Origin of the sequence: Pseudomonas corrugata (genome assembly GCF_050920615.1) — a bacterium.
GTDB classification, from domain to species: domain Bacteria; phylum Pseudomonadota; class Gammaproteobacteria; order Pseudomonadales; family Pseudomonadaceae; genus Aquipseudomonas; species Aquipseudomonas corrugata.
This window is the reverse complement of sequence record NZ_CP130434.1, coordinates 6,212,142-6,227,448: the sequence shown is the minus strand read 5'-3', so window position 1 is coordinate 6,227,448 and position 15,307 is coordinate 6,212,142. Positions and strand designations below refer to the sequence as shown.

Here is a 15,307-nt window from a genome sequence, read left to right as displayed (position 1 = left end):
CGTTCGAGTCCAGTGAAAACCAGTGATGCAGCGGATTCTGGCGCAAGCGCCGGGCAAAGAACAGACGGCGAGGGAGGGCCTCGCGCAGCCCTTTGTCGCGGATTGACGCTTTCGGCAATTCCCCTGTCGTTTTTGCACCGGGTCGCCACGGCCCTCAGGCATATGCTGGCCCCAAAGCGCCGGCAGACGATTCGGCGCATGAAATCCGATAAAAGGGGACTGCCTGATGAGCCCAGCCGAATTGCACGCCGACAGCATCGTTATCGACGGGCTGATCATTGCCAAATGGAACCGCGACCTGTTCGAAGACATGCGTAAAGGCGGCCTGACCGCTGCCAACTGCACCGTGTCGGTATGGGAAGGCTTCCAGGCCACCATCAACAACATCGCCGCCAGCCAGAAACTGATCCGCGAAAACAGCGACCTGGTGATCCCGGTGAAAACCACCGCCGACATCCGCCTCGCCAAGGAGCAGGGCAAGACCGGCATCATCTTCGGCTTCCAGAACGCCCACGCTTTCGAAGACCAGCTCGGTTACGTCGAGATCTTCAAGCAGCTTGGCGTCGGTGTGGTGCAGATGTGCTACAACACCCAGAACCTGGTCGGCACCGGTTGCTACGAGCGCGACGGCGGCCTGTCGGGCTTCGGTCGTGAAATCGTCGCCGAGATGAACCGCGTCGGCATCATGTGCGACCTGTCCCACGTCGGTTCCAAGACTTCCGAAGAGGTCATCCTCGAATCGAAGAAGCCGGTCTGCTATTCCCACTGCCTGCCGTCCGGCCTGAAAGAGCACCCGCGCAATAAGTCCGATGAAGAGCTGAAGTTCATCGCCGATCACGGCGGCTTCGTCGGCGTGACCATGTTCGCGCCGTTCCTGGCCAAGGGTATCGATTCGACCATCGACGACTACGCCGAAGCCATCGAATACACCATGAACATCGTCGGTGAAGACGCCATCGGCATCGGTACCGACTTCACCCAGGGCCATGACCAGGCGTTCTTCGAGATGCTGACTCACGACAAGGGCTACGCCCGTCGTCTGACCAGCTTCGGGAAGATCATCAACCCCCTGGGCATCCGCACCGTGGGCGAGTTCCCGAACCTCACCGAGACGCTGCTCAAGCGCGGCCATTCCGAGCGGGTGGTACGCAAGATCATGGGTGAGAACTGGGTCAACGTTTTGAAAGACGTCTGGGGCGAATAAACGCCGCTGCTGCACTGAATCCTTTACCTGCGGCCATCCGCGCCGCGGGCAACATCACGAATTTCCGGAGTCAAGTTTCAATGGCCAAAATCGCCCCTCAACTGCCTATCGAAGTCGACAGCGAAACCGGTGTCTGGACCTCCGACGCCCTGCCGATGCTCTATGTACCGCGTCACTTCTTCGTCAACAACCACATGGGCATCGAGGAAGTGCTGGGCGCCGACGCCTACGCCGAGATCCTCTACAAGGCCGGCTATAAATCCGCCTGGCACTGGTGTGAAAAAGAAGCCGAATGCCACGGCCTGGAAGGCGTCGCGGTGTTCGAACACTACATGAAGCGCCTGTCGCAACGTGGTTGGGGCCTGTTCAAGATCCAGGACATCGACCTCGACAAAGGCACCTGCAGCGTCAAGCTCGAACACTCGGCATTCGTCTATGTGTACGGCAAGGTCGGGCGCAAGGTCGACTACATGTTCACCGGCTGGTTCGCCGGTGCCATGGACCAGATCCTCGCTGCTCGCGGCAGTTCGATCCGTACCGTGGCCGAACAGGTCTACGGTGGTTCCGAAGAAGGCCACGATGACGGCCTGTTCATCGTCAAGCCGTTGTAAGTCGAGGATTGCGCCATGGCTTTTGAAGCAATGTTCCAGCCGATCCAGATCGGCAAGCTGACCATCCGCAACCGTGTGCTCAGCACCGCGCATGCCGAGGTCTATGCCACTGACGGCGGGATGACCACCGACCGGTACGTGAAGTATTACGAAGAGAAGGCCAAGGGCGGCATCGGCCTGGCAATCTGTGGTGGCTCGTCGGTGGTTGCCATCGACAGCCCGCAGGAATGGTGGAGCTCGGTAAACCTGTCCACCGATCGCATCATCCCGCACTTCCAGAACCTGGCCGACGCCATGCACAAGCATGGCGCCAAGATCATGATCCAGATTACTCACATGGGTCGTCGTTCGCGCTGGGACGGCTTCAACTGGCCGACCCTGATGTCGCCGTCCGGTGTCCGTGAGCCGGTGCACCGCGCCACGTGCAAGACCATCGAACCGGAAGAAATCTGGCGGGTGATCGGCAACTACGCCCAGGCTGCGCGCCGGGCCAAGGCCGGTGGCCTGGACGGCGTTGAGCTGTCCGCCGTGCACCAGCACATGATCGACCAGTTCTGGAGTCCGCGGGTCAACAAGCGTACCGACGAATGGGGCGGCAGCTTCGAAGGCCGGATGAAGTTTGGCCTGGAAGTGCTCAAGGCCGTGCGCGCCGAAGTGGGCGACGACTTCTGCGTGGGCATGCGCATCTGCGGTGACGAGTTCCACCCGGACGGCCTGTCCCACGAGGACATGAAGCAGATCGCCAAGTACTACGACGACACCGGCATGCTGGACTTCATCGGTGTCGTGGGTTCGGGTTGCGACACTCACAACACCCTGGCCAACGTCATCCCGAACATGAGTTATCCACCGGAGCCGTTCCTGCACCTGGCCGCCGGCATCAAGGAAGTGGTCAAGGTTCCGGTGCTGCACGCGCAGAACATCAAGGACCCGAACCAGGCCACGCGGATCCTGGAGGGCGGTTATGTCGACATGGTCGGCATGACCCGTGCCCACATCGCCGACCCGCACCTGATCGCCAAGATCAAGATGGGCCAGGTCGACCAGATCAAGCAGTGCGTCGGCGCCAACTACTGCATCGATCGTCAGTACCAAGGCCTGGACGTACTGTGCATCCAGAACGCCGCGACCTCCCGTGAATACATGGGAGTGCCGCACATCATCGAGAAATCCACCGGGCCGAAACGCAAGGTGGTGGTGGTCGGTGCCGGCCCTGCCGGGATGGAAGCCGCTCGTGTGGCGGCTGAACGTGGCCACGACGTGACCCTGTTCGAGAAGAAGGAATTCATCGGTGGGCAGATCACCACCGCTTCGAAAGCCCCACAACGGGACCAGATCGCCGGTATCACCCGCTGGTTCCAACTGGAGCTCGCGCGGCTGAAAGTCGATCTGCGCCTGGGCGTGGCGGCTGACGCGGCAACCATCATGGACCTGCGTCCGGACGTGGTAGTACTCGCTGTCGGCGGGCATCCATTCCTAGAGCAGAACGAGCACTGGGGTGCCGCCGAAGGGCTGGTGGTCAGCAGCTGGGACGTGCTCGACGGCAAGGTTGCGCCGGGCAAGAACGTGCTGGTCTACGACACCATTTGCGAGTTTACCGGCATGTCCGTGGCCGACTTCCTCGCCGACAAGGGCAGCCAGGTCGAGATCGTCACCGACGACATCAAACCGGGCGTGGCCATCGGCGGGACTTCGTTCCCAACCTACTACCGCAGCATGTACCCCAAAGAAGTGATCATGACCGGGGACATGATGCTGGAGAAGGTCTACCGCGAAGGCGACAAGCTGGTGGCGGTGCTGGAGAACGAATACACCGGTGCCAAGGAAGAACGCGTGGTGGACCAGGTGGTGGTGGAGAACGGCGTGCGGCCGGACGAGGAGATCTACTACGCCCTCAAGGAAGGCTCGCGCAACAAGGGTCAGATCGACGTCGAGGCCCTGTTCGCGATCAAGCCTCAACCATGCCTGGAGCAGAGCGGCGACGGCTACCTGCTGTTCCGCATCGGTGACTGTGTGGCGCAGCGTAATACCCACGCCGCCATCTATGACGCCCTGCGGCTGTGCAAGGATTTCTAACGGCTTGTGGATAACCCAGTGGGAGCAAGGCTTGCCCGCGATAGCAGCGATACGGAGCATCTGACTGACCGAGTCAATCCCATCGCAGGCAAGCCTTGCTCCCACAGGAATCGAGCAAGACATCCAGGTTTCTGTGCCTGCAAGACCTGAGGTCTTTGGGAGCTTCACCATGCTGAACACCCTTCTTCCCATCCTGCTGTTCGCCGCTTTGGGCCTCGCGGTCCTTGGCGCCTTGCGGCGGGTGAACATGTGGCGCCGGGGGCGACCGTCCAAGGTCAACCTGATCGGCGGCCTCTTTGCCATGCCCAAGCGCTACATGGTGGATTTGCACCACGTGGTGGCGCGGGACAAATACATTGCCAACACCCACGTTGCCACGGCCGGTGGTGCGGTGGCGTCGCTTGTGCTGGCAATCCTGGTGCACGGTTTCGGCCTGCATAACCGTATCCTTGGCTATGCACTGCTGTTGATGTCGGCGGTGATGTTCGTCGGTGCGATCTTTGTCTACCTGCGTCGGCGCAATCCGCCGGCGCGCCTGTCGAAAGGCCCGTGGATGCGCCTGCCGAAAAGCCTGTTGGCGTTCTCGGCATCGTTCTTCCTGGTGACCCTGCCGGTGGCCGGTATTCTCCCGGAAAACTTCGGTGGTTGGCTGTTGGCGGCGATCCTGGGCGTCGGCGTGCTGTGGGGTGTGTCGGAACTGTTGTTCGGCATGACCTGGGGCGGGCCGATGAAGCACGCCTTTGCCGGTGCCCTGCACCTGGCCTGGCACCGGCGTGCCGAGCGCTTTGGCGGTGGTCGCTCCACCGGCCTGAAGCCATTGGACCTGAACGATCCCACTGCGCCGTTGGGCGTGGAGAAACCCAAGGATTTCACCTGGAACCAGTTGCTCGGTTTCGACGCCTGCGTGCAGTGCGGCAAGTGTGAAGCAGCCTGCCCGGCGTTCGCCGCCGGCCAGCCGCTGAACCCGAAGAAGCTCATCCAGGATATGGTCGTCGGCCTGGCTGGCGGCACCGATGCGAAGTTCGCCGGCAGCCCGTATCCGGGCAAACCGGTGGGCGAGCACGGCGGCAATCCGCACCAGCCGATCGTCAACGGCCTTGTGGACGCCGAGACGCTGTGGTCCTGCACCACCTGCCGTGCCTGCGTCGAGGAATGCCCAATGATGATCGAGCACGTCGACGCTATCGTCGACATGCGCCGGCACCTGACCCTGGAAAAAGGCGCCACGCCGAACAAGGGCGCCGAGGTGCTGGAGAATCTCATCGCCACTGATAACCCTGGGGGCTTCGCCCCGGGCGGGCGGATGAACTGGGCGGCGGACCTCAACCTGAACCTGCTCAGCGAGAAGAAATCCACCGACGTGTTGTTCTGGGTCGGTGACGGTGCCTTCGACATGCGTAACCAGCGCACCCTGCGCGCCTTCGTCAAAGTGCTGAAGGCCGCGGACATCGATTTCGCCGTGCTCGGTCTTGAGGAGCGCGACAGCGGCGACGTGGCCCGGCGCCTCGGTGACGAAGCGACGTTCCAGCTGTTGGCCAAGCGCAATATCCAGACCCTGGCCAAATACAATTTCAAGCGCATCGTGACTTGCGATCCTCACAGTTTCCACGTGCTGAAAAATGAATACGGCGCCTTCGATGGCAACTACCTGGTGCAGCACCACAGCACCTACCTGGCGGAAATCATCGACGCCGGTGCCCTCAGCCTCGGCCAGCACAAGGGTGACAGCGTGACGTATCACGACCCGTGCTACCTGGGTCGCTACAACGGCGAATACGAGGCGCCGCGCCAGGTGCTGCGTGCCCTGGGCATAGAGGTCAAGGAAATGCAGCGTTCCGGTTTCCGTTCGCGTTGCTGCGGCGGTGGCGGCGGTGCGCCGATCACCGACATCCCGGGCAAGCAGCGGATCCCTGACATGCGTATGGAAGACATCCGCGAAACCGGCGCCGAGCTGGTGGCCGTGGGTTGTCCACAATGCACTGCGATGCTCGAGGGTGTAGTCGAGCCTCGGCCGATGATCAAGGACATCGCCGAGCTGGTGGCTGATGCCCTGCTCGAAGATGCAGCGCCGAGCAAGCCTGCGGCCTCGGCCAAACGTGAACCTGCGGAGGTGCATTAATGAGCGACATCATCCGCCGCGACCCTCGCGCCGAGTGGATCGCCCGCAACCGCCTGCACCCGCTGCACGCGGCCATGCAACCGGTACAGCACAGCTGGATGGGGCCTAACGGCATCATTCGCAAGAATGTCCATGGCGTCGGCTTTATCGGCCCCAACGGTATCAAGCGTATCGATCGCAGTGGCGCCCAGCAGGGCGGCACGGCCAAGCGCAGCGCCGCGACCGAAGTGCAACTGCCGCTGCATCAAGTGCTGCAACCGGCGTTCCACATCTGTGTGGTGCCGGACATGGTGGGCGGGCGCCTCAGCAGTCACGATCGCGATCTGCTGGGCCTGGCTCATCAGTTGGCCGGGACGGAGGGTGCCGTGCTGGCAGTGGTCTTTGGTGAGCACAAGGAAAGCGCGTTCGCCACAGCCGGCGTGGATCGTCTGTTGGTGCTGGACGGCGAGGAGTTCAGCGGTTACGCACCAGAACAACGTGTGCAGGGCCTGCGGGCTGTGGATAACCAGTTCAACCCGCGACATTGGTTGCTGCCCGACAGCCGCAGCGGTGGCGCTGAACTGGGCCGGCGCTTTGCCGCGGCCCTGGGCGAGCGTCCGGCTACCCGCGTCTGGCAGGTCAAGGGCGAGGAGTGCATCGGTCGCGCCGGTGCGGGCCTGCAAGACTTGGCCCGGCCTTTGGCCCGGTTGATCCTGGCCGCCGCCGAATGTGCCGAACCGGTCAGCGAAACCCGCCACGAGGCGTTGCCGGTGGAGTTATCCACAGGCGTGGCTCGTAGCCTGTCGCGCATCGAGGATCTGGGGGCGGTGGCCGTGGATCCGGGTGCGATCCCTATGGCCGAAGCCGAATTCATTTTCTCGGGCGGCAACGGGGTCAAGGACTGGGCGCTGTTCCATCAGACGGCTGCGGCCCTGGGTGCTACCGAAGGCGCTTCGCGGGTGGCGGTGGACGATGGTTTCATGGCCCGGGACCGTCAGGTCGGCGCCAGTGGCACCTGGGTCACCGCGCGGGTCTATGTGGCCGTGGGGATTTCCGGTGCGATCCAGCACCTGCAAGGCATCGGTGCCTGCGACAAGGTGGTGGCGATCAACCTCGATCCGGGCTGCGACATGATCAAGCGGGCAGACCTGTCGGTGATCGGCGACAGCGCGGCGATTCTTCAAGCCTTGATCGCGGCGGTAGAGGCTTACCGCAACGAGGCCAAGCGTGATGCGGCTTAAGTTAAGGATTCAACCATGACGACTCAAGTGATCAGCCTCGTCTCCATCGGCGCCCACCCTACCTCCGGTCGACCAAGGCGTGCTGACCAGGACGCCCGGGCCGTGGAGCTGGGCTTGCAACTGGCCGGAAGCGACCTGCAAGTACTGCATGCCGGCGACGTGGCCGAACCAGCCCTGCGCGCTTACCTGGGGATGGGTCTGGACGAACTTCGCGTGCTGGAAAACCCGGCAGGGGCCGACGCGCTACCGGCCCTGACCGACTACCTGCGCGACGCGGGGCCCCAGGTGGTGCTCACCGGTAGCCAGGCGGAAACCGGCGAAGGTTCGGGAATGCTGCCGTTCCTGCTGGCAGAAAACCTGGGCTGGCCATTGGTGGTGGGGCTGGCCCAGGTGGAGTCCATCGATAATGGCGTGGCGCTGGTGTTGCAGGCATTGCCCCGTGGTCAACGGCGCCGGCTGAAGGTGCGTCTGCCGTTTCTCGCTACTGTGGATAACGCGGCGCCAAAACCTCGTCAGAGTGCCTACGGTCCGGCCCGACGTGGCGTCTTGCATGCCGAAGAAGTCGAAGTGATCGACGACGACTTGCTCGCAGCGGCGACGCTGCAACCGGCCAAACCGCGGCCCAAACGCCTGAAAGTGATCAAGGCCAAGAGCGGCGCCGACCGCATGAAAGCCGCCACGGCCAAGGCCAGCGGCGGAGGCGGGCAAGTGCTTAAGGGCGTGAGCCCGGAGGCCGGTGCCGAAGCGATTCTCAAGCTGTTGGTGGAGGAAGGGGTAGTTCGTTAACCCCACATCCCCGCAAAACCCTATGTGCGAGCGAGCCTGCTCGCGATGGCTGGGTGTCAGGTGACAGGGTTGTCGCCTGATACGCCGCTATCGCGAGCAGGCTCGCTCACAAGGGATTCGGGTTTACCCACAATCTCCCCTGTGCGCCTCTGTGGATAACCCCAAAAGGCGTCTGATAGCTATTGGAACCCTCTTTCATGGACATCGTATTTCGTCCCGCTTCACCCGCGGATACGCCCGAGATCGCTCGCTTGTTCCAGATTTCCTCCGAAGGTGCTTCTGACTACATCTGGAGCCAGCTGGCGGAGCCTGGACAGGATCTGGTAGAAGTGGGCGCAGCTCGCTACGCTCGGGAGGATGTTGATTTCTCCTACCAGAACTGCGTCATTGCAGAGGCTGACGGTCGGGTTATCGGGATGATGCATTGCTACGTGATGCATCATGACCCGCTGGCGACGCCCGTCACGGATCCGGTCCTGGCGCCTTACGCCGATATGGAAATTCCCGATACGCTCTATATATCGAGCCTGGCCCTGCACGAAGGTTGGCGTAACAAGGGGCTGGGCGTGCGTTTTCTCGACCTGGCACAACAGCGGGCCGATCGATTGAAGCTCAAGGGGCTGAGCCTGATTGACTACGCAGCGAACACCGGTGCCCGGCGCTTCTATGAGCGCCATGGCTTTGGCATCGTTAAAACCTGTCAGATCGTCCCGCATCCAATGATTAAGGTAACGGGAGACGCGTATCTCATGCATCGGCCCTGAACTGTTGCATGACCAGATTCCGTGGAGGAGTGAGCAGGTACCTCCCGCGGAATAGTTGCTTACCCACAGTTACTGTATACCTACTTGTGGATAACCTGTTCGCTCCTTGCTATACCCCTTGCCAATCAAGCCATCCAAGGCTTCGTTCAAATAATGATCAGCCAACTCACGGTTTTTATTGGCTTTTTCTGATCGGCGAAGACAGAGTGTGATCCACAGTTGCCCCCAATACTTGTTGGCGCTTTTGTGGATAAGATGTTCGCTCTCCTCTACAAGCCAAGCGGTACGGGCGTTTGGCTTGATTGGTCATTAAATGATCAAATCACCTGCGCAATTGGAAAACATCCCATAGAACCTTGATTTACAGGGCCTGCCAGCGCTTTTCCACAGATTCGTCAAAATTACCCCCAAACGCTGTTGGCGCTTCTGTGGATAAGGTGTTCGCTCCCCGTCGCAGGCCATATGGATCAGGCATCTGCGGTCTTTGATCATAAAATGACCGATGTGCTGGAAAATCCCTCTATGGGGATAAATTCCGGTTCATTCTGGGGTTTTCCAAGAAATTGCTCATTCCTTGGTGGACTTGTCCCCATTTGCTGTGGGTTGTCATGTGGATAACTTGTTGGCGAAAGGCTGCGACGCCCGCCGGATATAGTTCGAATCGCGATAGGTCAAATTTCATACAGTTCTAAGGAACTGCCTTGACGCATACCTGTCGCGTGTCTTCACTCCAAACGACAAGGACACCAGCGTTTTTATCCACATCCGGTTCAGGGAGAGCACAGGATGGATAGCCGACCCCCTCACGCGTACCTCCCCTCCTCGGTGAATCGCGTTCCGACGCCGCCCACGTTGTTGCCCAGACGCATTCGTCGCCACGCCGCCAATCAGCGTGTGCGCCAATAGCCTTCATGCACGCCTGGTTTCACCCGCAATACCGTTGATTGCCGCGGGTACCCTTGCGGGGCCATGGCCAGGCGTTTTTGTACGCCTTCGATTTACAGGCAACCGAAGAGTTGCCCTTTCTGCCTGAGAGGACTTGGACATGACACGGATCTCGACCCCCATCAGTGATATCAAGGAACACTACGACGTTATCGTCATCGGCTCCGGTTACGGTGGTGGCATCGCCGCTTCAAGACTATCCCGGGCCGGACGCAAGGTGTGCCTGCTGGAGCGGGGCCGAGAGATGCAACCCGGCGAATACCCCAACACCATGCTGGCGGCCACCGAGGAGTTGCAGGTACATGACCCGGACGGCCACATCGGCTCGCGCACCGGCATGTTCGACTTGCACGTCAATGCCCAGCAGAACGTGGTGGTGGGCTGTGGCCTGGGCGGTACTTCGCTGATCAACGCCAATGTCTCCCTGGAACCAGAGTCCGGTGTATTCGAAGATCCACGCTGGCCGTTGGAAGTGCGTGAACACCGCGACACATTGCTCAAGGACGGTTACGTCCGGGCCAGGGAAATGCTCAAGCCCAATGCCTATCCGTCATCGGAGCCGAAGCTGCCCAAGCTCGAAGCCCACCGCAAGTCGGCCGACTACCTCAAGCAAACTGCGCATTTCTATCGGCCGCCGATCAACGTTACGTTCGACAAGTTGCCCAACAACCTCAACCACGTCGGCGTCGAACAGTTGCCGTGCAACGGCTGTGGCGACTGCGTCTCCGGTTGTAACAACAAGGCCAAGAACACCACGCTGATGAATTACCTGCCGGATGCCTGGAACCACGGCGCGGAAATTTTCTGCCAGGCCGAGGTCCGGCACCTGGAGCGCGACGGTGACGGCTGGATCGTACACTTCCAGTACCTGGACAGCGGCCGCGAACTGTTCTCGGCACCGACGCTGTTCGTGCGGGCCGACATCGTGGTGGTGTCCGCCGGAACTCTGGGTTCCACCGAGATCATGCTGCGTTCCCGGGACAAGGGGCTGTCGCTGTCCAGTCAGCTGGGCGAGAACATGAGCGGTAACGGCGACATCCTCGGGTTCGGCCACAACTGCGACCAGACCATCAACGGCATCGGTTTCGGCGCCCATTCGGCCAAGGAACTGGAACCGGTGGGGCCGTGTATCACCTCGATCATCGACATGCGCACCGAGGGTGACTGGCGCAGCCGCATGGTCATCGAGGAAGGCTCGATCCCTGGCGCTCTTGGTCGGCCGATGGTGCCGAGCATGGCGGCGTTCGCCGAGATGATTGGCGTGCCCACCGATAAGGGGTTCGGTGCCAGCCTGAAATACAAGGGACGGGAAGCCGAAAGCTTCCTGCGCGGCCCGTATTACGGCGCGCTGCACAACATGCAGACTTATCTGATCATGAGCCACGACAACGGCAAGGGCCGTATGGTGCTCGACAGCAAGGACCAGTTGCGCATCGACTGGCCCGGTGTCGGTGAGCAGGAAAACGTCACCCTCGGCAATGAACGCCTGCACCAGAGCACCAAGGCGCTGGGCGGGATCTGGGTCGAGAACCCGATCTGGACCAAGTTGCTCAAGCACAGCATCGTCTCGGTTCATCCGCTGGGCGGCTGCGTGATGGGTGAGGACGCGACGCAAGGCGTGGTCAACCACAAGGGCCAGGTGTTCAGCGGCACCAGCGGCACGGATGTCTACCCTGGCCTGTACGTGGCCGACGGTGCAGTGATTCCGACCTCACTGGCAGTCAACCCGCTGCTGACGATTTCGGCGGTGAGCGAACGCAACATGGGGCTGTTGGCGGCCGATCGTGGCTGGCATATCGACTATACGCTGCCTTCGGCCCCGAAAAAGTCGGTGGCGGCGCCAACCCTCGGCGTGCAGTTCACCGAAACCATGAAGGGCTATTTCTCTACCGCCTTCGCCCAGGCCCAAGGCACGGATCTCACGCTTTACGAAGCGGCGGCGAAACGCGGAAGAACCGACAACTCGACCATCGAGTTCACCCTGACCATTACCGCCGACGACCTCAATCGGATGATCAAGGAGCCGGAGCACGCTGCGACACTGGTGGGCACTCTGGACGCCCCCTTGCTCTCGCCGCAGCCGCTGGTTGCCAGCAACGGCGTCTTCAATCTGTTCGAGCAATACCAGGAGCAGGTGGGCGTGCGGCACATGAACTACGACATGAAGCTGACCGCCGAGGACGGCAGCGACTATTACTTCAGTGCCTTCAAGACCGTGCCCGAGGACAATGGCGTGCTGAACATCTGGCATGACACCAGCACCCTCTATGTCACCCTCTATCGCGGGCCGGACAAGACCGGCGCGGTACTCGGCTCGGGGGTGATGCACATCCTGCCGGCGGACTTTGCCAAGCAGATGACCACCATGAAGGTGCTCAACGCCCGCAACGAACGCGAGCGGGTCGAAGCCCTGGCGCGGTTCGGCAAGTTCTTTGCCGGCATCCTGTGGGAGAGCTACGGCGGGGTGTTCGCCGGCGATATCTACTTCAACCCGGATGCGCCACCGCGGATCAAGCGGCCGCTGGACGCGCCGGCACCGACCGTGCATTTCTTCGAGACCGAAGACAACGTCCAGCTGCGCCTGACCCGTTATCAGGCGGGCAGCAAAGGTCCGGTGATGCTGGTTCACGGGCTGGGCGTGGGCTCGAACATCTTTTCCACCGATACCATTCACACCAACCTGCTGGAGTACCTGTGCAAGCACGAATACGACGTCTGGCTGCTGGACTTGCGAGTGAGCATCCTGCTGCCCGCCAGCAAGCATGAATGGAACGGCGACCAGGTGGCCCAGTACGACTTCAAGGCGGCCATCGAACAGATCCAGCAGGCGACCCTCGCCCGCGACGTGCAGTGTGTGGTGCATTGCTACGGTGCCACGACCTTCTTCATGTCGATGCTGGCGGGGCTGCAAGGGGTGCGCTCGGTAGTCTGCTCGCAGATTGCCGCCGATACGGTGGTCGCCACCGCCACCGGTCTGAAGGCCGGCCTGCACCTGCCGGGCATGCTCGACGCCATCGGCATCAAGTCCCTTACCGCCTACGCCGACACCAAGGAGAACTGGTTCAACAAGCTCTACGACAAAGCGCTCAATGGTTATGCCCGGATCGAGGCCCAGGGCTACTGCACCAACCCGGTCTGTCATCGCATCACCTTCATGTATGCGTCGCTGTACCGCCACGACACCCTCAACGAAACCCTGCACGACAACCTACATGAACTGTTCGGCGAGTCGAACATGCACACCTTCGAGCACCTGGCGCTGATCGTGCGCAAGGGGCATCTGGTGGACTTCAAGGGCAACGACGTCTATATGCCGCATTTCGATCGGCTGAAATTGCCGATCTGCTTCATCAGCGGTGCCGACAACCAGTGCTACTTGCCGCAGAGCACCCTCAAGACCTATGAGCGACTGTGCGACATGCATGGCCCGCAACTGTTCAGCCGCCACGAAATACCGGGCTACGGCCATATCGACTGCATGTTCGGCAAGGATGCGGTGGTGGATGTGTATCCGATCATCCTCCAGCACCTGGAGAAGACTGCGCTGGGTTAGAACCGCGTCGACTTCTTCGCGAGCAGGCTCGCTCCCACAGGAGACCGCATGCCCATGTGGGAGCGAGCCTGCTCGCGAAATCGATCGGTAGGGCGCTGCACCTCGTGGATAGGCTTAAGGAAAAAGGATGCCCATGAACACTTACATCCGCTGGTACCAACGCATCATCTGGGTCGGGATTGTCATGAACATGTTCTTCGCGATTCCGGCGCTGTTCGCGCCGGCATTGCTGACGTCCATGCTTGGCCTGCCGCCCGTGCTGTCCGATCCCTGGCTGGAAAACACCGGCATGTTGCTGGTGGGGATCAGCCTGTTCTATATGCCGTCGGGGTTCAATGCGCCACGCTTCGTGGTGAATTCGTGGCTGTGCGTGCTCTCGCGGCTGGTGGCGGTGGTGTTCTGGATCTACCTGATCAACACCAACAACCAGGGCTCGTTGTTCGTGCCGATGCTGATGGGTGACCTGAGCATGTTCCTGATACTGGGCGTGCTGCTGTACCTGGGCAGCCCGGTTGCCCATCGCCCGCTGGCCTTGCTCTGTACGGGGTGCCGGGAGTGGCGTGAAGGCTGGACACGGCACTGGCACAGTCCGCGCTTCAGGACCGGTGTGCTGGTCGTGGTGCTGGTACTGGGCTTCATCGGTTACCAGACCTGGTACCAGATGATCCGCGAGGTACCACAGCCGGACTTCGCTTCCGACGAAGACCATTACAAATACGCTGCCATCGGCCTTGGCATAGAAGCACGGATTCCTTACTACCTGTTCGCCGTGTTGCCGCAGATGTGCCCGGAGAAGATGCCCAAGCCGGGTGGCTACGAAGTATTCGGTTTCCTCTATGAAAACGGTAAGGACCTGCCCATCGGCATGGCCAAGCGACAACTGGGCTACCCCACCGTGGAGCCGAACTGCGCCCTGTGCCATACCGGCTCATACCGGGCCAACGCCACCGACGTAGCGGTTCCGGTCGCAACCGCGCCGGCCAATACCTTGCAACTGCAAGCCTTCCAGTGGTTTGCCTACGATTGTGCCAGCGACCCGAAATTCACCCCCGATGCGATCATGGCCGCGATCAACGGCAAGTTCCAACTGGGCTTTTTCGAGAAGCTGTACAACCGCTACCTGATCATCCCGATGGCCAAGAGCGCGCTGCTCAAGCAGAAGCAGGCCTACGCCTGGCAGAAACTGCGCCCGGCCCAGGGCCCCGGGCGGACCGACACCTTCAATCCGACCAAAATGGTAGTGTTCGGCTTCCCGGACGACTCGACCATCGGCACTGTGGACCTGCCGCAGGTCTGGAACCAGAAGCCTCGCGAGTCGATGTACCTGCACTGGGACGGCAATAACAACAACATTCACGAGCGCAACTACGCCGCCGCCATGGCTGTTGGCGCGACGCCGGAGTCGGTGCTGCCGCCCAGCTTCAACAGGGTGACCAACTGGTTGCTGGGGCACAAGGCGCCGGCCTGGCCGTTCGCCCTGGATCAGGCGAAGGTGGCCCAGGGCAAACCGATCTGGGAGAAAAACTGCGCCGGTTGCCACGACTTCGGCCGCACCGACACGGGCCAGGTCACTACCAACATCGACCAGTTGGGCACCGATCCCCATCGCCTGAATTCCTTCACCACCGGGTTGGTGACGGCGTTCCACGGCTTCAAGAAGCCGCCATTCGATTTCAACGCTTACCGCAAGACCCAAAGCTACAGCAACACCCCCACCGACGGCGTCTGGTTGCGTGCGCCGTATCTGCACAACGGCTCGGTGCCGACCTTGTGGGACCTGTTGCTGCCGCCGGAGCAGCGTCCGCAGGTGTTCTACACCGGCTCCGATATCTACGATCCGCAGAAGGTCGGCTTTATCACCAGCGGCGGGCAGATGAAGGCGTCGGCGGATTTCAAATACGACACCCGGCTGGAGGGCAACCACAACGGCGGTCACCTGTATGGCACGCAGCTGTCGGACACTGACAAGCGAGCCCTGATCGAGTTCATGAAGACCCTGTAGCCCAGGGCACTGCGAAGGAGCGTCCAC

General features: G+C 61.3%; 9 protein-coding genes. All 9 read left to right on the top strand.

What is annotated here, in order from left to right; all coding sequences use genetic code 11:
* The first annotated feature begins 226 nt into the window (after nucleotides 1-226).
* The 9 genes from QZH45_RS27935 (at nucleotide 227) to QZH45_RS27895 (ending at nucleotide 15,280) form a co-directional block, all read left to right on the top strand.
* On the top strand, nucleotides 227-1,204 hold the full coding sequence (locus tag QZH45_RS27935) for a dipeptidase (RefSeq protein ID WP_024776566.1): 978 nt from the start codon (nucleotides 227-229) through the stop codon (nucleotides 1,202-1,204).
* Between the two features lie 80 nt (nucleotides 1,205-1,284).
* Complete coding sequence (locus QZH45_RS27930; protein WP_024776567.1) at nucleotides 1,285-1,815, top strand: DUF5943 domain-containing protein; 531 nt, start codon at nucleotides 1,285-1,287, stop codon at nucleotides 1,813-1,815.
* Between the two features lie 15 nt (nucleotides 1,816-1,830).
* Nucleotides 1,831-3,891, top strand: a complete 2,061-nt coding sequence (dgcA, locus tag QZH45_RS27925; protein WP_024776568.1) for a dimethylglycine demethylation protein DgcA — start codon at nucleotides 1,831-1,833, stop codon at nucleotides 3,889-3,891.
* 169 nt (nucleotides 3,892-4,060) lie between these two features.
* Nucleotides 4,061-6,010 carry a dimethylglycine demethylation protein DgcB gene (dgcB, locus tag QZH45_RS27920; protein WP_024776569.1) on the top strand — a complete coding sequence of 650 codons (1,950 nt, stop codon included), beginning with the start codon at nucleotides 4,061-4,063 and terminating at the stop codon, nucleotides 6,008-6,010.
* Nucleotides 6,010-7,230 carry an electron transfer flavoprotein subunit alpha/FixB family protein gene (locus QZH45_RS27915; protein WP_024776570.1) on the top strand — a complete coding sequence of 407 codons (1,221 nt, stop codon included), beginning with the start codon at nucleotides 6,010-6,012 and terminating at the stop codon, nucleotides 7,228-7,230. The genes dgcB and QZH45_RS27915 overlap by 1 nt, the downstream gene beginning before the upstream one ends.
* A gap of 15 nt (nucleotides 7,231-7,245) precedes the next feature.
* Nucleotides 7,246-8,016 carry an electron transfer flavoprotein subunit beta gene (locus QZH45_RS27910; RefSeq protein ID WP_024776571.1) on the top strand — a complete coding sequence of 257 codons (771 nt, stop codon included), beginning with the start codon at nucleotides 7,246-7,248 and terminating at the stop codon, nucleotides 8,014-8,016.
* A gap of 197 nt (nucleotides 8,017-8,213) precedes the next feature.
* A complete protein-coding gene (locus tag QZH45_RS27905) occupies nucleotides 8,214-8,780 on the top strand; it encodes a GNAT family N-acetyltransferase (protein WP_024776572.1) in 567 nt (188 codons plus the stop codon).
* Nucleotides 8,781-9,825: 1,045 nt separating this feature from the next.
* On the top strand, nucleotides 9,826-13,278 hold the full coding sequence (locus tag QZH45_RS27900; RefSeq protein ID WP_055135619.1) for a GMC oxidoreductase: 3,453 nt from the start codon (nucleotides 9,826-9,828) through the stop codon (nucleotides 13,276-13,278).
* A gap of 133 nt (nucleotides 13,279-13,411) precedes the next feature.
* On the top strand, nucleotides 13,412-15,280 hold the full coding sequence (locus tag QZH45_RS27895) for a hypothetical protein (protein WP_024779453.1): 1,869 nt from the start codon (nucleotides 13,412-13,414) through the stop codon (nucleotides 15,278-15,280).
* Nucleotides 15,281-15,307 lie beyond the last annotated feature (27 nt).